Source organism: uncultured Virgibacillus sp., assembly GCF_947495635.1.
GTDB lineage: Bacteria > Bacillota > Bacilli > Bacillales > Amphibacillaceae > Virgibacillus > Virgibacillus salarius.
This window is the reverse complement of the sequence record NZ_CANMAB010000009.1, coordinates 33,416-54,352: the sequence shown is the minus strand read 5'-3', so window position 1 is coordinate 54,352 and position 20,937 is coordinate 33,416. Positions and strand designations below refer to the sequence as shown.

Below are 20,937 nucleotides of genomic sequence, written 5' to 3'. Positions count from 1 at the left end.
TACATATATTTTTGAAGACTGCATTCCCAAAGAATGCAGTCTTTTTTATTTATGTATAACTTCACTGACATGACTATTTATTAGGAGGAAAATGATATGAACGAACAAGCATTGAACTGTATTAATAGTCGGATTGCTGGTTGCTCTTTTGCCATCTATCCAATGACAGATCAATTTGTAGATGTAATTACAACTTCACTGAAAAACGTAGATACATCTAAGGTTTGGATTAAAACAACAGATGTAGAAACCTGTGTACGTGGCAAGATCACACATGTTTTTGATGTAACCAAGGCACTTTTTTTGCATGCGGCTAGCACAGGACACCATGTCGTGTTTAGTGCCACCTACTCCATCGGCTGTCCGGGAGACTCCGATGGGGATGTATATCTATCAACGGACGACCATCGATTAAATTTAAATACAAATAACCTTCAGCAAGAAGTTGCCGGCAAATTTTCCCTTTATCCGTTGGGTGGAGGAAATTATATGAACATCATTTATAACCAAATTGAGGAAATGAAGCTCCATGGGGTTAAGGTTAGCTCTATCCACTATGCTACAAGGCTAGACGGGGATGGAAAACTTATATTCGATGGACTTGAACGTGTTTTTACAAATTTAGAAAGTAGTTATTCATCACATCTAGTTATGACAACCACCATATCTGCAAATAGCCCATCTAAAAAGGGGGAGATACTTTGAATAATTGGAAGCTAAAGGAAATAATTGTTATGTCTGTTCTTTCCGTAGTCTTCGGTATCGTTTATTTAGCATTTTTACCTATTGGAAAAATTCTCGTGTCGTTCATGGGACCCATAGGATATGACTTTATATTTGGTATTTGGTTTATTGTATCCATTATTGCGGCTTATATCATTCGTAAACCCGGAGCTGCATTTTTGTCAGAAACAATTGCTGCAACGGTAGAAATGCTCCTCGGTAATGCTATGGGACCAATCATTATTATTACGGGTATTATACAGGGTCTTGGCGCAGAAGCTGCCTTTGCGCTAACAAAATGGAAACGCTATTCACTTTGGGTATTAATGTTAGCCGGTGTTGGAGCAGCTATATTTAGTTTTGTTTGGGGATATTTTAGATCAGGCTATACTGCCTTAAGTACTCCATACATATTAGGTATGTTATGTATAAGAATGATTAGTGGGGCAATCATTTCAGGTTTGCTCGGAAAAGCAATTAGTGATTCACTCGCGAAAACAGGCGTACTATCTAGTTTTGCGCTTGGTAAACAAATCAGAAAGGAACGTTCCGCATCATGATCAACGTATCTAATCTTTCACTCTGGTTTCATGAAGATAATGATAAACCAATCATCTCTAATCTGAGCTTTCAGTTAGACAGAGGGGAAACCATGCTACTACTTGGACCAAGTGGTAGCGGAAAAAGTACGTTAACACACTGTTTAAATGGTATATACCCGCGTGAATTAGACGGTAAAATGACAGGTGATGTTACCATATTCGGTCAATCTATACACGATGCACATCCCGGTACAATTAGCAAACAAGTTGGCGTCGTATTCCAAGATCCAGAAAGCCAATTTTGTATGTTAACGGTAGAAGATGAAATTGCCTTTGGCCTAGAGAATATTTGTACACCGCCGCTTGAAATAGCTAGAAAAATAGACGAAGTATTACAAATGGTTGACTTAATAGATGACAAGCACTCTGTCATTTCATCCCTTTCTGGAGGACAAAAACAAAAATTAGCATTAGCCTGTGTGCTAGCACTAGAACCAGAGATACTTATCTTGGATGAACCGACCGCCAATTTAGATCCACAAGCGACTCAAGAATTTATCAAGACTATTCAAACCATTAAACAGAAAAAATCAATGGGAATAATCGTTATCGAACATCAATTGGAAGGCTGGGTATCTTTTATCGACCGTTCTTTCATATTATCTAAGGACGGAAAATGTATGTATGATGGCCCACTAGCACGGATCATTTCGGATAATAAAGAAAGCGTGCTAGAAGAGGGGATTTGCCTGCCAAAAATAACAAAACTTGTACTTACAGCAGCCGAACAAAACAAAGCTGCTTATATCAGTCCACCGTTAACAATCAAGGATACCCCATCATTAGTTACATATATGGACAATAGCTTTTTAGAAAAGACAATACCAGCAGCTCACCAAGCAGACATTATACTATCTGCTTCGCGTGTTACTCAAAATAAAAAACAAAAAAGGGTACTTCATCAAATTGATTTCGATCTGTATGAGAGCTCATTTGTAGCAATCATTGGAGCTAATGGAAGCGGCAAAACATCGTTAACAAAAGTACTTAGTGGTATTGAAGCTCCTACACACGGAGACATTCTCCTACGTCAGCATCCTATCCGTAATTGGAAGGAAAAATTATTGCGAAAAGAGATTGGATACGTGTTTCAAAATCCGGAGCACCAATTTATTACAGACACTGTATTTGATGAAATTGCCTACAGCTTACGTCTGCATCCATATTCAGAATCATATATAGAAGAGAAAGTACATTACACCCTAGTCAATTGCCAATTACAAGGATTCGAGCATCGCCATCCTTATTCGCTAAGTCAGGGACAAAAAAGGAGACTCAGTGTAGCCACAATGATTGTCGATGAACAAAAAATACTCTTTCTAGATGAGCCTACCTTCGGGCAGGATGCCGCTTCTACCTTAAAGCTTATGCAAATGTTAAAAGAACGGCATGCCAAAGGCACATCCATTATCATGGTTACACATGACATGGATATCGTCGACAAATATGCGGACCGTGTCCTTGTTTTAGAAAACGGAGAAATTATAAGAGATCAATCACCAGACCAATTATGGAAGGATTCGGACTTACGAAGATGGCACTTAGACTACCCAACCCGAATTCAACTGCAACAACATTTGGAGGTGAATCAGCATGACTTCGCTATTAAATCAACTTAATCCAAGCATTAAAGCTTTTACCGTTATTCTATTAGTGTGTCTATTGACCTTTGTGTTTGATCCATTTACACCACTAGTTTATTGCTTATTCACCATCCTCCTTACTTTCGTATGTGGAAAAATTGCTTGGAAACGATACATGCTTTATTTCTTAATTATCATCCTATTATCCGTTGGTATGCTTTGGACAACGCTTGCCTTTGCTGATGAACCAAATCGACCACATGATACCATGGAGATTCTATTTTGGGATATACCAAAGGAAGATGTTACGGTAGCGTTAGCATTAACATTGCGGATGCTTGCCTTCGCATCCTTATCATTTATGTTTATCTTCACGACAAATATGGTGCATTTCATTCTAAGTCTCATGCAGCAATGCAAGCTATCTCCAAAATTAGCTTATGGGGTATTAGCTGGGTATCGCTTTTTACCTTTAATGAAAGATGAGCTTAACCAAATCCGTGCCGCACATCAAATAAGAGGGGTACGAAGAGCTAACGGAATAAAAGAATCCATACAACAATATAAACGCTATGCAATCCCTTTACTTGCCGGAGCAATTCGCAAAGCAGAACGAACAGCAGTAGCTATGGAGTCTAAAGGATTCAGCGGCGAGAGGCAACGCACCTTTTATAGAACATTTACGGTTAAATGGCAGGATTGGACTTTTTTGGTGGGTATGCTTCTCCTTTTTTTCATTATTATTATGATTTCTATTAAGTTGGGGTGTTTTAGCTGGTATAAAGGACAATTTTAGACGAGGAGTCCCTTAACTAGAGAGAAATCAGATATTTTTCAGTAGTTATTTTTATAGCATTTTTACTTTTCATAGCACGTTATAGCTTTACAGCGGGGGTTTTTCTAAAAAAGAACACAAATACTACATCCCAAAACTTAGCTCTCTTTTCACACAACTGGAATATCCGTGCAATAGTTTAACCTCCTCGTGAGTAGAGATATAATGACGAGGTCATCACAACCGTTACGATTACCACAGAAGTTTCGCATATTCCAGTTGCTTCATCTAACATTTTTAGGAGACATTTCTCTTTATCTTTAATCAAAGTACAAATGATGATGTAGCCTACATCCCTCGTTAAACACAGATCCACAGTGCATACATTTACTCATTTGCAAATACTGATTAATCGTTAATTCCGTTTTGCACACTCCACAAAGGATGGCTTTATTAGAAAATTCCTCTTCCTTCCATCTAGTAAACGTATGCTTTTCTGCTTCCTCGTGACAGTAATAACATGGATAATACGTTTGACACATTTTACATTTAATGGCGATAACATCTCTTTCGGAATGATAGTGGATACATCGTGTTTCAGAATCAACGACCTTACCGAATACCTGTATCATCTTTACCTTCTCCTTCATGCAGTACCCTAATCTTTTACCTTCACACCAAACAATTCGATAAAAGAAACGGCTTGCTCAGCTGAAATGATTGCTCCCTTTATTTCTTCGGCATTCGTATGAATCGTTGTAAATTGACAATTGCTTAAATCAACATTCTTTAAGGACGTACCTGTAAATTGGACATCATCAATCGTTGAATGTCCGAATTGAACATAGTCCCATTTCGAATCTAAAAAATTCGCACCCTTTAATAAACAATTCGTAAAACAAACATCACGCATATCCATTTGATTAAATAAGGCATATGGAGCTTGACACTCTTGCCAATAAACATCACGAAGTTCCGTCTGATCAAAATCCGTTCCAGCTAATTTACAGTTTTTGAATAATACGCGATGAAAACGGGTCCTGCTAAAATCCACATGTGACAGATCGCAATCTTCAAGGATACTGTTGGACCAAGAAGAAAATGGCAGCTTTGACCCCGTTAGATTTACATTTCTAAAATGAACTTCCTCAAACCGCACATGCTCTGCTTCTATCGGACCATCAACATATGTAACCTTTCCGATTTCCACTAGTGTTTCATTGGAAATATCCGATAAAGATATCTGACTTAAACCTTCTGGTAATAGCGGCTGTTGAATCGTTCTTACTTTTCGCTTCATTAGCTTACCCTCCCATATCTTACGCTCAAGCATCGTTTTGAATTTTTTTCGTATAATTTAACTCCCATGAAATGCCGTTTCTATCGGTAACCATTGCATGCTTTGCACCCCAAAAGGTATCTTGTAACTTCATTTTCACCTCACCATCTTTAGCTAACGCTTCATAAATGTTGGTGATTTCCTCTTCACTTTCTAGATCTAGACCTAATAGGACATCACTACCTTGAATAATCTCCTCATCAAATACATCTGCCATATATAAAATACAGTCTTCATTTATATGCAATTCTGCATGAATATACTTACCTTCATGGCCCTGAAACATCTCAATACCATCTGACATCTGTGTATTTCTGATCTCGCCACCGAATACTTTTTGATAAAATGCTATTTCATCCTTGCAATTCTTAATTCGTAAATGGGGTACAATTTTTTTCATTTGTACTCCTCCTATTCATTATTTTCTTACATCATACCAATAGCACATTTTAAATGGAATATTTCATTTAAAATTTAAAAAAACAAGGATCCATTCCTCATACTACCAAAAACACGATTCATATATAGGTTGTTCTCGCGTTCCAACAGACTATTTAAATGTTAAAATATGTGGAATATTTTAACATTTAAATATCCCTAAATTTTCATTTTTATATTATAATATTTTATGTGCAAAAAGATAAATATGGAAATTAGGGGGATGGTTATGAAATTAGGGAAGTTTTTTGTAATCTTACTAATAGCTTTTATTTAACTTTTGTTTCTTTTAGTGATTCATTTAGTCACGAAGTAGAAGCAGCAAAAAAACCTAAAAGAGGTTATGTTGCTGCAACAACTACTTATCAGGTAGGAGGTCATAAATCTACCAGTAAAGGTATAGATATGTTTATGACTAAAGCTGATGCAAATGCATATGCTGCTAAGTTGAATATTAGTTATAAATCTACAATTGCATGGGCTGGAGCCTCTTTTATCCCTGGAATAGGTCCTTATATTTCAGCAGTGGGAGTTGCTTCTACTTTAGAGTCTCAAAAAAGAGCAAAGCAAATTTTAAAATTAACTAAAAAAGGAAAAAAAGTTCATGTTGCGATTCAAAGTGGTATGATATCTGTTAAAGAGTGGTATGGAAAGGCGTCATCTATAAAAACATCTATGCCCAAAAGTTCAACTAAAAAACGCGGTGGAATTACGACTAAAATAACCACTAAAGTTAATAAAAAACAAGGGAAATATTTACTTATAAGGAGATTCTATATGGATAAACGAAAGTATTTTATACTGTTGGTGCCAGCAATTATTATATTTGTAGCTTTATTGTTTTTATTACCAGAAGAAAATAAAGTTTATTCACTATTTGTTCCAATTGTATTTTGGATAGTATATTACGGTTTGAAAGGGAAAACTAAACTTGATCAAAAAAATAGATAAAAGAAATCTTGTAAACATGGCGAGACCTAACTGAATGAGAGACAGAAAAAAGTACCCTAAGTCATATTTTAAATAAAACTAATATGCTCCCCGATAGATAGACAGATGAAAAAATAAATCTGTTTGCCTACTGGGGAGATTTTTTATGAGAAAATATAGCGTTTGGAAAGAAATATAAATGGAGATTTTAAATTTTTATAACAATAGCCAAATTACGCTTAATGATGTGGCCGAATATATAAAGTTGATTCTAAACCGATCAAAGATTGGCAAAGTAATTGTCGATTTTTTGGAGAAGAAGAGTTAAAGGCTCACAAATCACAAAATATTAGAAGGGCCAGCTAAGCCAAAATTAGTTCTGTCGTATCCACTTAACGAAATGCTGTCCCATACAAAAGTCCTCAACATTTTGATAAAATCTGAAACTTATACATTTGTCATTCGTACTAGTATAATGAAAGTATGCTAAGATAAGTTGAGGTGAATAGATGAGTATATTGGGACGTTTATTTGGCAAAAAGAATGATACCAATAAGCCAATACAAGAGAGAAATATGTTTAATCTTGAGATGAATGACATTGTAACCTTTGACCTAGAAGACTATAAAGTAGTCGGAAAAATCAGTTACGATGATCACGGTTTTAAATGGCATGCATATCAGCTCGAGGGTACACATAAAACTATATGGTTGAGTGTTGAAATGGATGATGAGCTCAACCTCGGAATGTATGAAAAGATAAAATTACCGCTTCAAGAACCGATCCCCAAACAATTAGAATATGATGGTACAACGTACTACTTAGATGAATCAGGGACCGCTAGAGTAATAGGGGTTGGCCGTAGTCAAAATCTATCAGGGATGACTTGTCACTATTTTGATTACTACGACGATGATGAAGAGAAATTCTTATCCATCGAAAAATGGGGCAATGAAATTGAAGTTAGCACAGGCTACGAAATTGAAGAGTTTGAGTTGAAAATTATAGCTAGCAAGTAACATAAAATACTATTTTGGAGGAATGAACATGTTTAAATTTTTTAAGCGAATGAAAACCGTTGTTGAGTCCGAATTAAATTCTGTTTTAGATAAGGCAGAAGATCCAGTGAAAATGCTTGATCAATTCATGCGTGACATGGAAGAGGATATTCGTGAAGCAGAATCTGCTGTTGCCAAACAAATCGCCAATGAAAAAATGATGCAGAAGAAATACGAAGATGCTCAAAAAATGGTAACAAAACGAGACGAACAGGCGATTAAGGCAATCGAAGCAGGTAACGACGATCTAGCTAAACGCGCACTAGAAGACAAAAAGATGCATCAACAAACTGCTGAGTCATTAAAAGAATCGTATGAACGCGCTAAACAAGACTCCGCTTCATTACGCAATAAGCTTGATGAAATGAAAGCAGAGTACCAAGAAATGAAGCTCAAAAAAGATTCATTAAAAGCAAGAGCTGAATCGGCAAAAACTAGAACTAAAATGAATCGTACCCTATCTGGGATTGGTAGCGATGAATCAAAACAAGGCTTCGAACGTATGGAAGAGAAAGTATTAAAATTTGAAGCAGAGGCTGAAACCAGTGAAGATTTACGCAGTTCAAACCGTAGCTTAGATGATGAATTTGAAGCGTTAGAGAAAAGCGATGTCGATGATGAGCTTGCTGCTCTCAAAAAAAAATTAGGTAAAGAATAATACAAACACGTACAGCGTTTAACAAGTATATTCTAGACACTCAGAAGGAATATCCTCCTGAGTGTCTCTAATAGATAGATTTCCAAAAAAGAAGGTGAAACTTATGAAACGATCACTTTTCTTTATCTTGGTATCTGTTATGCTCCTGCTATCTGCATGTGGTAATAGTCAAGCTGGAACAACGACCGGATCATTTTTTAAAGATGGGATTGCTGAATTTATCGATACAAATTATACATTTCAGGATGTTGTTACTAGTCAAGAAAGTTCCTCTGATGTTTCTGAGATTTACATAGCAGAGAATAAAAGCATTGATGAGGTAGTTACTGAGTTACAGGAGTATCAAGAGCCCAACAAGGTAAGTGAGAAGACCGATCAAAAGCAAGCACTCGTCTATGATGATTTATTTATTATTATTACAGAGGATGAGAATGATCCAGATAACTCTACCGTTGAAATAGCCTCTCAACAATTCGTACGTGATAATTATAATCCAAACTTTTTTAACGGGTTATTTGCACTTTGGGTGTTGGACGAAGTACTAGATGTTGACGATTGGGCTAAGAAAAGGAAAAATAAATGTAAGAATACAAATGACTGTTACGGAGGCTACATTTCCTCAGGAGGTTTCTACAAGAATTCAGGTGACTCCTCTAAATCGGTTAGATCATCTTCTGTTCGCGGAGGCGGTCCAGGGGCTGGAAAGTAGTTTGAAAAACGTAAGAAAGTTGATTAGTAACAAGAGAAAGGATGAATAACATGGAGCCATTTATTTTAACAGTTGTATACTTCCTCATTGCTATCGCGATTGTTTTAATCGGATTAGCTATTTTTGAAGCAATGACAAGGAAATATAAGGATTGGGATGAAGTACTTAAAGGTAATCATGCAGTCTCATTATCTATCGGAGGAAAAATTGTTGGTATTTGTATTATTTTAGCATTCTCCATTTATCATAGTGCTAGTATCGTAGATACGATTATCTGGGGTGCGGTTGGGATTGTACTGCAGATGCTTGCATACTTATTATTTGAATTATTCACACGTAAATTCTCTGTGGAAGAGCAGCTATTAAAAGGAAACATTTCTGTTGGCATCATTAGCATGTGTGTCTCTATCGGACTAGGATTCGTGATCGGTGCTTCCATAACATAACGTTTTATACATGAAATAATCATGTGTGAAAATAAAGGAAACCGAAGCTATAATCCGAGTATACGACGTTATATCCAGATAGTAGTTCAGCGTTTTATCGTTCAAATGGTGATGATCGCTACCAAAAGAATGGAAACAATAGTCCGTTCATTATGCAGGTAAAATATGGGTGACTCCTTGAAAATAGAAGAACGCTTTATCTGCGTGCGATGTATCGCTGCTGGAGCCTTCCATATCCTGCGGTAACAGCATGAGTTTAAAGCTCCACTCGGCTAAGCGAATTTTGCTTAGCCGAGTTTGCTTAGGCCGTACCCGTGGAAATCATCCCATTATTAAGATATACGCTCGGTTTAGTTATCTCTCATCTCCATTTATAAACATGAATATGTGCTATTCACGTTCTAAACAGAACCGAGTTTGGGAGAATAAAAGGAACACGTAAATACGCATGATAGCATAATAGACTTGTGGGTCTATTGTTTGGACTTTGTCTCATATTTGAAGTTAAACTAGCAAGATAGTGAAGCCTCATTCCTTGGGGGTTTTGTTTAACCCCCAAGGATGGCTAGTACCACAAGGGTATGACCTAAAGGCCCTTGAACCAATCGGACATTTACTGGCAGTTGTTACCCCCCTCTTTCCTATAATAGTTTCACTGTTGCGTGAAGTCGGGGTATTACTGCCAGTTGTATGCAGGGTAAACTTTACACAACAACAAAAAGATCTTTTATACAAGGGGACCTACTTGTGACTGATTTAAATATGAAAAAAAGCAAGGCCATCTACTGGGCTTCTGGTATTGTATCCATTTGCGGGATTATCTTTGAAGTATTATTCGGTGCAGCTGGATCTTATCTGCTAGGAGATGGCGTGAAACAATATACGCTTACGATCTCCCTTTTCCTAACCGGTATGGGAATTGGTGCTTCCGTAAGTGAAAAAGTAACAAAAAATTTAATCCTATCCTTTGTTTGGATTGAATATTCCATTGGAATGCTTGCAGGGTTCTCTACCTTTGTATTATTCGGTGTTACTGCATTTTTAAGCTCTGGAATGGATGCATTTTTCCTTTATTTCATTACCTTAGTAGTTGGGGGGTTAACAGGTGTCGAGCTACCTATTTTAATTCGCAAGGCAAATGAAATTGGAGTAACTGTACAAAAGAGTACAGCAAGAGTACTTTTCTCCGATTATGCTGGTGGTTTAATTGGTGGATTATTATTTGTCTATCTGTTTCGCCCACAATTCGGATTAGTTAAAACCGCATTTATTGTAGCAATTATAAATGTTGTAATAGCACTTTGGATATTAATCTATTTTAAAAAAGAAATAATTACCTTTAAGCGTCATTTGATAGCTGGAATAATAATTTTATTTGTTCTGGTGCTAGGAGTTTTATTTGGTGAAAAAACCGCATTTATGTTTGAACAAAAACTATACAAAGATCCAATCATATACAATGAACAAACCGACTATCAGCAAGTCATTTTAACAAAAGAACAAGGGGATTTACGATTATTTCTTGATGGACAGCTACAATTCAGTTCCGAAGATGAATATCGCTACCACGAAGTATTAGTACACACGCCTATGGCTACATCATCATCCAAGAACAAGGTACTCGTTCTTGGCGGTGGAGATGGACTGGCACTGCGGGAATTACAAAAATACGATGAAGTAGAATCGATGACATTGGTTGATCTAGACCCAAGAGTAACGGAAATAGGAAAAACAAATCATGAATTGACTAGCTTGAATAAAGATGCTTTTCAAGATGACCGGGTTGAAATTATCAATACGGATGCCTTTCAGTTTTTAAAAAAGGACCAAACCTTATATGATGTCATTCTTGTAGATTTGCCAGATCCTAATAATGAGTCTTTAAACAAGCTATATACGCTTGAGTTTTATCAGCTGCTCAGGAATCATCTAAGGCCTAGTGGTTCCATTATGATTCAAGCAACAAGTCCGACCTTTGCAACAGAGGTATATTGGTCAATAGATAAGACTGTTCAGGCTGCTAATCTGTATACAGATAACCTCCATGTCGATATCCCAAGCTTTGGAGATTGGGGGTTTGTGTTGGCAAAACGGGAAGAGGTCCAGCTAGATAATGCTGACATCTCTGTAGATACCAAATTCCTTACGAATGAGGTGTTACAAGGTCTTACAACATTCGGGAAGGATATAGATCAGGAAATAACGGACGATAAAGGGAATGAAGTAGCACTTGACGTAAACACACTTATTCGCCCTAGTCTCATTGAAAAATATGAGAAAGCGTGGAGAAGTTACTAAGTGTATATGACTAAATACAGCTATGTCAGAAACCACGTCATTATGCATTTCTAAAGACACCCTTATACCCTCACTACAAGGGGCAGTTATGTTATCGCTGCTTAACAAGTGGGAAGTGAAATATGTATACTATAAAAAATTGGCAGCCCCAGACGGAACTGCCAATTTTTTATAAATTATTTTCTAATTCCTTCATCACATGAAATGATCCTGTCGAAGTATTAGAGCATGCAACAAATATAATATCATTTTTCGGATAATAACAAGCGTTAAAATTAACTCCTGGATCATAGCCCATTACATGGTACTTGAAGATAGAGTCATCCTGTTTGTCAAGCCAGACCCCGTACCCATAATACGTATTTCCTTCCTCATGTACATGAGGAGTAAATAACAGCTTCGTAAGATCTCGATTCAATAATTGATGGTTGAGCAGGGAACTCCAAAGCTTTGCCATATCCTCTACGGTTATAAAAGCTCCTCCATCTGCCCCGCCACGAACAGGTAAAGAATAGTGATTCGTTCGCCAGCTTCCATTTGCTTCATCTATATACCCTAAAGCTGTCTGTCCAGGCAACTGGTCGAATGAAAAATATCCCGAATCATGCATGTTCGCTCTTTGAAAAATATGGTCGTTTATATAGGCAGTAAACTCCTGTCCACTTATATGTTCAATTACCAAACCAAGCAATATATAGCCCGTGTTATTATAGTGGAACCGCTCCCCCGGCTTCAATTTCATCGGTTGATTATGAAAAAGAGGAAGAAAATCATGTAATTGTCTTAGATGATACATGGGCTGCTCTTTCCATAATTCTTCAAAATCATCCATCACTTCTTCATCAAAATAGTCTGGTACCCCAGCAGTATGTGTAAGTAACTGATGTATCGTAATGGTATCGTCCCAAAGTGGTAGCTCCATCCCGATGCAATCCTTTAGATGATCATGAAAAGATAGCTTTCCAGCTTGCACTAACTGACAAATAGCAATCGCTGTAAACAATTTACACCCAGAAGCAATACCAAATTTAGTATCCATTTCATTTGGCAGTTGCTCTGCCCGATTTCTGTAGCCTGCTTGTATTTTTGCTAAGACTTGCCTTTCGTTTTTCACAAGCACTGTCCCTGAATAATTAATCTTCTCTTGCACTTCCGTCAGTTTATTGGTTATTAATTGTTTCATAGTCTACGCCTCCATAGTTGCTTTTTTTCTTGAGATAACTGATATTTTCGGAAATAATTATGTACCTCCGAAAAAAAGCAAATGGATTATAGCGTTCTCATGATCATATATCTCATAACGATCTCCTCCTTTGAAAAGGATATCATCGATTTATATCAACCGCAATAAAATTATTGGAAAAAATCGAAAATAAATTGAAGGCTTACTGCCAGTTAAATGCGGGATAAACTTTTTAGGGTTGCATAGCATTGCTAGTTTTTTTATTTATTCTTATGCGCTATCTTGTTTTTCAAAATGGCATTTCCTACTGTTGGATGAAAAAGATGCGTTGGAGGCTGTAGCAAATTCATGACCTTTACTAATCGAAGATAAATATCAGGATCTATAGCGGATAAATCATAAATCTTTCTCGTGTACCACTGCTTAAATGGTAAAATAATAGACCTCTCCCCCTTAATATCAGGATGTCTCAACACTTCCGTGGTTGCCATATCCCACGGAGTAGATATGAGCTTAGCTATTCTTCTATGAAATGCCTTATTAAATTTATGATCCATATTTTCCTGATCAGCTAAACATGATTGGAGTGCTAATGCCTCCATGGCAGCAACGGATATTCCTTGTCCAAAAACTGGGTCAAAACGACAATGGGCATCACCTACAATCAAGAGACCAGCTGGTACATTGGCTAAATCAAATCTTCGCCATACTTGATAGGGTATCTTATGTATGTTGATCTCGGAAATCGGCTGCGTTTTTTCGAGAAATTGCGCAACATCAGGTACTGGTATTTTTTTGGCATACGCATGAAATGCTTTTTCCGTTTTTGGAGGCTGTTCATTAGCATAACCACTAAAGGTTATAGAAAATCGTCCACCTTCTACAGATTGAATAAAAGCTCCATAGGGATTTTCAGGAAAGCTAGGTGAGATCAATAGATTACACCAATCCATTTCTTCCTCCTGCTGCAAACGAAAATATTGGGTAGCATAAAAAAGCTTAATCGCGACCTTCTCCTCTTTCACATGTATACGAAACGGCTTTAACCACTCCATATTCCTAGAGCCAAATCCACTAGCATCAACTACTAAGTCAGCAGCAATGGATTCTTCCTCTTGTGTTTGCAGATACTTTACTTTAACCCCTGTAACTTTGCTATAGCGTTCATTGGCCAATAGTTGTTCAACACGTGTTTCATATTTGACCTCTATATTTTCCACCTGATTAATCCGCTGCAGTAAATGCCATTCCAACAATGGCCTACTCTGTTGTACCATCACTAGTTCCCCAGTAAATCGCTGTTTCCAAAACCCAAAATGATGCCATTTTAAATCTCGAGTAAAGTTATTGATAATTCCCCCATCCGCAATTAAGTTATCAAGAAAACACGGGAACAATTCTTCGATGGCCTCTTCTCCACCTTTTAGTAGAACATGCGGATGATAGGTTTGCGGTACTCGCTTTCTTGGTGTTTTTTCCTCCCAATTTGGCCCTGCCTCTAAGATGATTACTTTCTGACAATATCTTGATAAGGCCTTTGCAGATAGTTTTCCAGCAACACTTCCACCTATAACAATTGCGCTCTTTAACATGTATCATTCCCCATTCCGTTATATCCTTTTGATTATTCTCAGTATAAGGTAACCCTCTCCTTTTTAAAATAATCAATAAGCTTTATTTTCTAACTATTTATGTAACGAATTACATATATATAAGAGGAGTGATATCATGAATTTTCCACTAACGAAGTAGTAGAAATTTTAGAGCATTCCCCGAGAAATCTAGAAATGACCCCAAAACAGATTGAGGTCATTCTTTTTATTACGTCAAATTTTATCCTATCTACTATAGCGCTCTTTGTTTTATTTGATGAATCATTTTTTCGATAAATTTATCTACATCCATACTTTCGGATTGCTGCTTACCATAAGCACGAACATTTACTGTTTTATTTTCTATTTCCTTATCTCCAAGAACTAGCATATAAGGAATCTTCTTCAACTGCGCCTCTCTAATTTTATATCCCAGCTTCTCATTTCGATCGTCTATTTTTACTCTTATCCCTAGCTCCTTAAGTTTCGCTTGAACATGAAAGCAATAATCAGCATGGACCTTTGATACAGGAATGATTTGTGTCTGTATTGGTGCTAGCCAAATTGGAAATGCACCAGCAAAGTGTTCAATAAGAATACCAAAGAATCGGTCAAGAGAACCGAAGATTGCTCGGTGAATGACTACAGGTCGAACCTTTTCATTGTTTTCACTTATATAAGATAGATCAAATTTATCTGGCATTTGAAAGTCGAGCTGAATTGTTGCGCACTGATGACTTCGATTTAAGGCATCTTTAATATGAAAATCGATTTTCGGACCATAGAAAGCCCCGTCTCCAGCATTGAGCTGATAATCAATATTTAGATCATGAAGCACATTTGATAATGCCCCTTCTGAAACTGCCCATAGCTGGTCATCCCCTAAAGAATTGGCTGGACGTGTGGAGAGTTCCACCGAATAAGAAAAACCAAATGTACGATAAACATGATCAATCAGATGAAACACTTGCTTAATCTCTTCTTCTATTTGATCTTCCCTTACAAAGATATGGGCATCATCCTGACAAAATGTACGTACACGTAGCATTCCATTTAAAGCACCACTAAATTCATGGCGATGAACCTGACCAAACTCCGCCATTCGAACTGGTAAGTCTCGGTACGAGTAAAGATTATTTTTAAACATCAACATATGTCCAGGGCAGTTCATTGGCTTCAGTGCAAAATCCGTATCATCAACTTCTGTAAAATACATATTCTCATGGTAATGATCCCAATGTCCTGATTGTTCCCACAGACGTTGATTCATCATTAATGGTGTACGTACTTCTAGATAGTTTGCTTTATTTTGTACTTCTCGAGAAAAATTCTCTAATTCGTTACGAATAATTTGACCATTTGGTAAGTAAAACGGCATTCCTGGTGCTTCTTCGGAAAACATAAAAAGCTCTAATTGCTTTCCTAATTTCCGATGATCTCGCTTTTTGGCTTCTGCTAAGAAATGAAGATGATTGGCTAAATCTGCCTGCTTCTTAAAGGCAAAGCCATAGATACGTTGTAAAACCTCGTTTTCACTATCACCTCGCCAATAGGCTCCTGAGATATGCGATAGCTTAAATGCTCTAATAAAGCCAGTATGCGGCACATGGGGACCAAGGCATAAATCAATAAATTCTCCCTGCTGATACAGTGCTATTTCTTCATCCTTCGGTAGATTGTTTAGTAAATCTAGTTTAAATGGCTCTTTTTTCTCCTTAAATACCTGGACAGCCTCTTCATAGGATACTACCTTTCGATTCACTTCTAGCTTTTCCTGAATAATGTTCTTCATTTCTTTTTCGATAAGCTGAAAATCATCCAAGCTCAAGCTATGGTCAAGTTGAAAATCATAATAAAAGCCATTGTCAATGACTGGACCAATTCCTAGCTTCACGCCTCCGAACAACCTTTTTACCGCTTGGGCTAATACATGGGCAGTCGAATGTCGCATAACTTTAATACCCTCAGCTGAATCCATTGTTAATATAGCAACAGATGCATCCGCTTCTAATCGGTAGCTTAAATCGACTAATCTACCATCAACCTTTCCTATAATTGCATGTTTGGATAAGCTTTGACTAATGGATGATGCTACATCTGTAAGTCTAATCCCCTTCGGATATTTTTTTGCTTTTCCATCCGGAAATTGAATATGAATTGAATTTTTCATTTTAGATCCTCCTTAATAATATTCATTATCTTTTCATTTTGGCTACAATAAAAAACACCCATCCCTAGTACAGGGACGAGTGTCTTACCCGTGGTTCCACCCATTTTCCCAATGAACCATTTACGTTCATTGGCTTATGGTGCTGTAACGTAGCTTTACGGTACTGGATACTTTATTTCCCCAATACGGCTTCCAAGGTGGTAAATCATTTTCCTTCGTTAGGAAGATCGCAGCTTTCCTTCCCTCTCTGGTAACGGCAAAAAATAATTCATGTCCTCTTCATCGCCATTCGATCGCATACAATTAACTTGCTTAGAGCGAAAGCGCAAGCGCCCGATTAGAAACGTAGGGACTGGAGCGAGTCAACGGAGATAAAGGAATCACGGTGAGCTTGCGAACCGATGATAACTTATCGTAAAGCGATTCGTGAAGTCCAATCGTTTCTGGGCGCTTCCCAACACGCCCCTATTTATCCACATGGGCCAATTTTTTATATTTTCCTAGAGACTACAAAAAACACATCCATCCCTAACATAGGGACGAATGTGTTAATTCGTGGTTCCACCCAACTTCCCAATAAACAATAGGCGTTCATTGGCTTATGGCGCTGTAACGTAGCTTCACGGTACTGGATACTTTATTTCCCCAATACAGCCTCAGAGGTGGTAACTTACATTATAGGTTAGGAAGTTTTCAGCATTTCTTCCTTCTCTGGAAACCGTCTAAAGTAACTCATGTCCTCTTCATTGCCTTTTCATAACGTTTAATTTTCATATATGCTACACCAAATCCAAGGAAAAAACAAGTGGTAATCACATAGTTTTTTAATCCCTTTTTCATAAACTTTATTCTAAATGGGGCTTGGATTTTAGCATTTACTCAGGAAAAAATTTTACTCTAAACTGTTATCATTTTCCTATTACTTTTATCTATTATTTCGATTTATTATCGTGTTAATACTAATTCTGCCAGCAGTCTCTTTGATCGCACTCCCTTTTCTATCTATTCGGGATGGGTTTCTTTAGCTAGTATAAGTTAATGTATTTACTTACCTCACCAGAAATGATTTCACTTCCTTTTTTAGTTTAGGAGAATTGGGATGAACAGAAATTACGTTAATTGCAGTCAGCATCGTAGCCATTACCATTTTCATCGGGAAGGAAGATATCATATATCCATTTGTATTTCTTTGGACTGTTATTGCTATTTTTGTACAAGGACAACAGAGCCGTTTTTCAATGGACACTCGCGGCTTGTAGTATCTCTATTACTCTATTTATTATCGGTGTAGCATTGACTAAATGGAGGAGAATTAGCGTAATGTTACTGACATAAATGTAATTTATTATCATAATTTGTTATTTCCCCTTAAATTCTATGTTAACTCACTGATATTTTCGTTTGTTACATTTAGGATAGTTAAATTGTCGAAATATATCAGACCCTGTTTCGCCAGTTTTACTATTGAACGAGATAAACCTATATAGAGGAGGAAAAACAGTGGCACAGTCCAATCATACAACAAGAAAATATGCAATTTCTGCAGCATTAGTAACTTCCTTAGCTTTTACTCCTATTTTTAGTGGAAGTGTATTTGCCAATGCAGGTGTAGGCTCTTCAGAAGGGGATATTACCATTAATGAGAGCAATATTCCTAATGTCCGGAAAACCACCGTAGATGAATTCTCACTTATTCAGCTTGGAGATACAGGCCAAGCAGTAGAGGATTTACAAGCAACGCTTCATGACAAGGGCTACTATACATATACAGTTGACGGTATATTTGGTCCTATTACTGAAAAAGCAGTAAGAGATTTTCAAGCAGACAAAAAACTACAAGTTGACGGACTAGTAGGGCCGAATACATCTGAAGCTTTAGCATTACCTGCAAGCAATCCATCTGGTGATTTAACTATTACAGAAGCTGGAAATTCTAATTCAACAAACATTCAATCTGATATTGTTGCTACTGCAGAAAGTGTCATAGGCACGCCTTATGTGTGGGGTGGAACTACTACGAAAGGCATGGACAGCAGTGGTTTTATTAATTATGTATTTAAGCAAGTCGGTATGGATGTTTCTCGAACCCATAGTGAGATGTGGGAGAATGACGGTGTCCATGTAGGCGCTCCTAACGTTGGAGATGTAGTATTCTTTGAGGGAACTTATGATACTGAAGGAGCATCGCACAGTGGGGTTTACATTGGTAACAATCAAATGATTCACGCAGGAAATGACGGTGTGCGTGTAGCAGATATTAGCATCGACTACTGGCAAAATCATTATATTGGTGCCAAATCTTTTATTAACTAGTGTAGACTAGTCCAACACAATCTTTTTATATGAATATGAACAGTAAAGGACATAGCCTGTTTGTTTAGATTAATAGGCTATGTCCTTTCGTTTACGCAATCTTTTCAGAATACATCGTATCACACTGACCATTAAAATAGACCTAATTGCTTTGGTGAGAGTCCGTCATAGCGTATTCCCAGCATTTCTTGAAGCTCCTTTGCATTACCGGCTGCATCGCCACCCGAATTATTATTAAATAGAACCATGATGTCCTTACTATGCCTGTGTAGTTCAGAAATTCTGTTTTTCCATTCTGAAAGTTCTGCTTTATTGTATTTATAAAGATAACGAACATCCCGCCAATTCGTTTCCGCACTGCTTGGTTTATTCCAGCCGTGAACGTTCCTACCATGCATTCGTATGAGTGTCAGGTCTTCATGCGTTACTTCAGGGACGGTTGGTATTGAGCTATCACCTGCTTGCGGCTCATCCACTATAGAATGAATCCATCCTTCCTCTTTCATAAAGGATAAGGTACTGTTACGATACTGGTCACTAAACCATGATTGGTTTCTAAATTCAAGTGCGACTGGAATCTCTCCCAGCATTTTCTTACAAAAACGCAAATAATTCACATTGTCCTTATTACACTCAAACCATGGCGGGAACTGAAATAGAACCATTGCTAATTTATTGGCATCCTGATACGGCTTTAAGGAATCTATAAATGCTTGAAACATTTCTGTTTTCGATTCAAAGGGATTTTCTTCACCGCGCTGATGCCCGGTCATACCTTGATAAGCTTTTACAACAAAACGAAAATTATCTGGTGTTTCCCTCACCCATTTTTGAGCATTACGAACAGGCTGTACTGCATAAAAAGAGGCATCAACCTCTACTACTAAAAAATGGCTACTATATTCAGGTAATTTATCTTTCGGCTTTATCTGTGGCGGATACAGAGAATAGTGGTCCCCCCACCCTGTTAATCCTATGTAAATCATCCATTTACCCTCCTGCTTCCATCATAGCACAGGATGGTTTTTAAGTTGAATCTATATAACTTTACATCTATGTATACGAAAGAGTACCGGATAGTCGATGGACTATTGATACTCTTTCATGCTTATTGCCCAGCACTCAATTCCGATTGTACCTGTTGAATTTCTTGTTGGGATGCTGCTTGTGCTGGTTTATAGAAACCATTTTGTATCGAGTAACTATATACTTTTCGTTGGCGAGATTCATCCCCGTTTCTTAAATTTATTAGCGTTTGTCTAAGCTGTGCATTATTAGCCTCACTAATGTAGCCTGCATAACTTTTCAGGCTCGCATTTAATCCGTTTAAATAGTCATTCACAATATCCTTATCCTGTAACATCTTTTTCCTCCTATTGTAAAAATGGTAAAAGTTGTTGCTGTGCTTGTCTAGCTGCTTGAGCGTCTTGAAGTAACATGGACTTTAATTCTTGATCGGTCGCTGATTGAGCGTAGGTCTCTAACTTATTGGCTATCATTCCATGCTCGCCGATCATTTTTCGAAGGTTCTCTAATTCCGTCTGCGTTAATTGATTCATGGCATAAACTCCTTTCAGCAATATTCGTGGTTAGTTTCTCCAATTCTTGTGAAGATATTCCTCAAGAAACACAGATAATACTCGGATATCAAAAAGAAAAAGCATCCCTAATTCGGAATGCAACTGAATCGTTAAGGAAAGTATTTATATATTTATATTTATCGCAAACTAACTAAACAAAGAATGGATAACGCGTTGAATCTCTTCTTCCCCTCTGCTTAAAACGTCTATGAATACATCACTACGGTTGTTGATGGAATAAATTCGATGGTATAAGAGCTTCCAAGCTCCTTCTTTACACATTCCATTAATCTTACACCTGTTTGATTAAATCTTTTCTCAAGTTCAATTGCGTCTATTCGCAACTTATCGTTTTCCCAATCTATCCAATTCCCATATGCTGCTATCCAAAGCGTTAATTCTTTCGTTAATTCTCCTGATATGGGTATATCCTCTATATCAAGATTGCAGCCGCATTTTTTGCACCAGAACGGATCTGCACCCTCATCACCTTCCATTTTCAAATGATCTATTTTCCCATTTTCACAACAGCATCTCATA

General features: G+C 37.3%; 21 protein-coding genes. 11 read left to right on the top strand and 10 right to left on the bottom strand.

The annotated features are described in order from the left end of the window. Positions 1 to 96 precede the first annotated feature (96 nt). Genes Q1A47_RS03765 through Q1A47_RS03750 form a run of 4 tightly spaced genes read left to right on the top strand, consistent with a single transcriptional unit; the run spans position 97 to position 3,704 of the window. Positions 97 to 705 (top strand): YkoF family thiamine/hydroxymethylpyrimidine-binding protein, encoded by a 609-nt coding sequence (locus Q1A47_RS03765; protein ID WP_026682141.1) that lies wholly within the window; start codon positions 97 to 99, stop codon positions 703 to 705. After that, positions 702 to 1,283, top strand: a complete 582-nt coding sequence (locus tag Q1A47_RS03760) for an ECF transporter S component (protein ID WP_166529849.1) — start codon at positions 702 to 704, stop codon at positions 1,281 to 1,283. The genes Q1A47_RS03765 and Q1A47_RS03760 overlap by 4 nt, the downstream gene beginning before the upstream one ends. Beyond that, complete coding sequence (locus tag Q1A47_RS03755) at positions 1,280 to 2,944, top strand: ABC transporter ATP-binding protein (RefSeq protein WP_166529850.1); 1,665 nt, start codon at positions 1,280 to 1,282, stop codon at positions 2,942 to 2,944. The genes Q1A47_RS03760 and Q1A47_RS03755 overlap by 4 nt, the downstream gene beginning before the upstream one ends. Beyond that, positions 2,919 to 3,704, top strand: a complete 786-nt coding sequence (locus tag Q1A47_RS03750) for an energy-coupling factor transporter transmembrane protein EcfT (protein ID WP_166529851.1) — start codon at positions 2,919 to 2,921, stop codon at positions 3,702 to 3,704. Before Q1A47_RS03755 ends, Q1A47_RS03750 begins: the two co-directional genes overlap by 26 nt. Before the next feature lie 299 nt (positions 3,705 to 4,003). On the opposite strand, the gene Q1A47_RS03745 is transcribed toward Q1A47_RS03750, so the two are convergent. From Q1A47_RS03745 to Q1A47_RS03735, 3 genes are read right to left on the bottom strand one after another with little or no spacing between them, the layout of a single operon-like run. Continuing rightward, on the bottom strand, positions 4,004 to 4,315 hold the full coding sequence (locus Q1A47_RS03745; protein WP_026682137.1) for a CHY zinc finger protein: 312 nt from the start codon (positions 4,313 to 4,315) through the stop codon (positions 4,004 to 4,006). Between the two features lie 26 nt (positions 4,316 to 4,341). Continuing rightward, positions 4,342 to 4,983: a pentapeptide repeat-containing protein gene (locus Q1A47_RS03740; protein ID WP_166529852.1), complete on the bottom strand. Its 642-nt coding sequence runs from the start codon at positions 4,981 to 4,983 to the stop codon at positions 4,342 to 4,344. A 25-nt stretch (positions 4,984 to 5,008) separates the two neighbouring features. Further along, complete coding sequence (locus Q1A47_RS03735; protein ID WP_026682135.1) at positions 5,009 to 5,422, bottom strand: glyoxalase/bleomycin resistance/extradiol dioxygenase family protein; 414 nt, start codon at positions 5,420 to 5,422, stop codon at positions 5,009 to 5,011. 449 nt (positions 5,423 to 5,871) lie between these two features. Here Q1A47_RS03735 and Q1A47_RS03730 point away from each other — a divergent pair, with 449 nt between their 5' ends. From Q1A47_RS03730 to Q1A47_RS03705, 6 genes are all read left to right on the top strand, one after another. Continuing rightward, a complete protein-coding gene (locus Q1A47_RS03730) occupies positions 5,872 to 6,411 on the top strand; it encodes a hypothetical protein (protein ID WP_166529831.1) in 540 nt (179 codons plus the stop codon). Between the two features lie 488 nt (positions 6,412 to 6,899). After that, positions 6,900 to 7,409 (top strand): DUF4178 domain-containing protein, encoded by a 510-nt coding sequence (locus tag Q1A47_RS03725; RefSeq protein WP_026682133.1) that lies wholly within the window; start codon positions 6,900 to 6,902, stop codon positions 7,407 to 7,409. Between the two features lie 28 nt (positions 7,410 to 7,437). Then, positions 7,438 to 8,106: a PspA/IM30 family protein gene (locus Q1A47_RS03720; RefSeq protein WP_026682132.1), complete on the top strand. Its 669-nt coding sequence runs from the start codon at positions 7,438 to 7,440 to the stop codon at positions 8,104 to 8,106. Between the two features lie 103 nt (positions 8,107 to 8,209). Then, positions 8,210 to 8,815, top strand: a complete 606-nt coding sequence (locus tag Q1A47_RS03715; RefSeq protein ID WP_051388372.1) for a DUF4247 domain-containing protein — start codon at positions 8,210 to 8,212, stop codon at positions 8,813 to 8,815. A gap of 50 nt (positions 8,816 to 8,865) precedes the next feature. Continuing rightward, positions 8,866 to 9,261 carry a DUF350 domain-containing protein gene (locus Q1A47_RS03710; RefSeq protein ID WP_026682130.1) on the top strand — a complete coding sequence of 132 codons (396 nt, stop codon included), beginning with the start codon at positions 8,866 to 8,868 and terminating at the stop codon, positions 9,259 to 9,261. Between the two features lie 690 nt (positions 9,262 to 9,951). Continuing rightward, positions 9,952 to 11,559, top strand: a complete 1,608-nt coding sequence (locus Q1A47_RS03705) for a polyamine aminopropyltransferase (protein WP_166529853.1) — start codon at positions 9,952 to 9,954, stop codon at positions 11,557 to 11,559. A gap of 169 nt (positions 11,560 to 11,728) precedes the next feature. Here Q1A47_RS03705 and Q1A47_RS03700 read toward each other — a convergent pair whose 3' ends face one another. The 3 genes from Q1A47_RS03700 to thrS form a co-directional block, all read right to left on the bottom strand. Beyond that, positions 11,729 to 12,742, bottom strand: a complete 1,014-nt coding sequence (locus Q1A47_RS03700; RefSeq protein ID WP_166529854.1) for a serine hydrolase — start codon at positions 12,740 to 12,742, stop codon at positions 11,729 to 11,731. Between the two features lie 260 nt (positions 12,743 to 13,002). After that, positions 13,003 to 14,334 (bottom strand): NAD(P)/FAD-dependent oxidoreductase, encoded by a 1,332-nt coding sequence (locus Q1A47_RS03695; RefSeq protein WP_166529855.1) that lies wholly within the window; start codon positions 14,332 to 14,334, stop codon positions 13,003 to 13,005. A gap of 253 nt (positions 14,335 to 14,587) precedes the next feature. Beyond that, positions 14,588 to 16,504: a threonine--tRNA ligase gene (gene thrS / locus Q1A47_RS03690; protein ID WP_166529856.1), complete on the bottom strand. Its 1,917-nt coding sequence runs from the start codon at positions 16,502 to 16,504 to the stop codon at positions 14,588 to 14,590. A 1,500-nt stretch (positions 16,505 to 18,004) separates the two neighbouring features. On the opposite strand from thrS, the gene Q1A47_RS03685 reads away from it, so the two are divergent. Further along, the gene (locus Q1A47_RS03685) at positions 18,005 to 18,817 is read left to right on the top strand and encodes a C40 family peptidase (RefSeq protein WP_166529857.1); all 813 of its coding nucleotides are present in this window, start codon (positions 18,005 to 18,007) and stop codon (positions 18,815 to 18,817) included. Between the two features lie 131 nt (positions 18,818 to 18,948). Here the strand turns inward: Q1A47_RS03685 and Q1A47_RS03680 are convergent, their stop codons facing one another. From Q1A47_RS03680 to Q1A47_RS03665, 4 genes are all read right to left on the bottom strand, one after another. Next, positions 18,949 to 19,803 (bottom strand): DUF72 domain-containing protein, encoded by an 855-nt coding sequence (locus tag Q1A47_RS03680; RefSeq protein WP_026682123.1) that lies wholly within the window; start codon positions 19,801 to 19,803, stop codon positions 18,949 to 18,951. Between the two features lie 122 nt (positions 19,804 to 19,925). Then, positions 19,926 to 20,180, bottom strand: coding sequence for a spore coat protein (locus tag Q1A47_RS03675; RefSeq protein WP_026682122.1), 255 nt, complete (start codon positions 20,178 to 20,180; stop codon positions 19,926 to 19,928). A gap of 10 nt (positions 20,181 to 20,190) precedes the next feature. After that, the gene (locus Q1A47_RS03670) at positions 20,191 to 20,376 is read right to left on the bottom strand and encodes a hypothetical protein (protein ID WP_026682121.1); all 186 of its coding nucleotides are present in this window, start codon (positions 20,374 to 20,376) and stop codon (positions 20,191 to 20,193) included. A gap of 227 nt (positions 20,377 to 20,603) precedes the next feature. Next, positions 20,604 to 20,936, bottom strand: coding sequence for a hypothetical protein (locus Q1A47_RS03665; RefSeq protein ID WP_026682120.1), 333 nt, complete (start codon positions 20,934 to 20,936; stop codon positions 20,604 to 20,606). Between the last annotated feature and the right edge of the window lies 1 nt (position 20,937).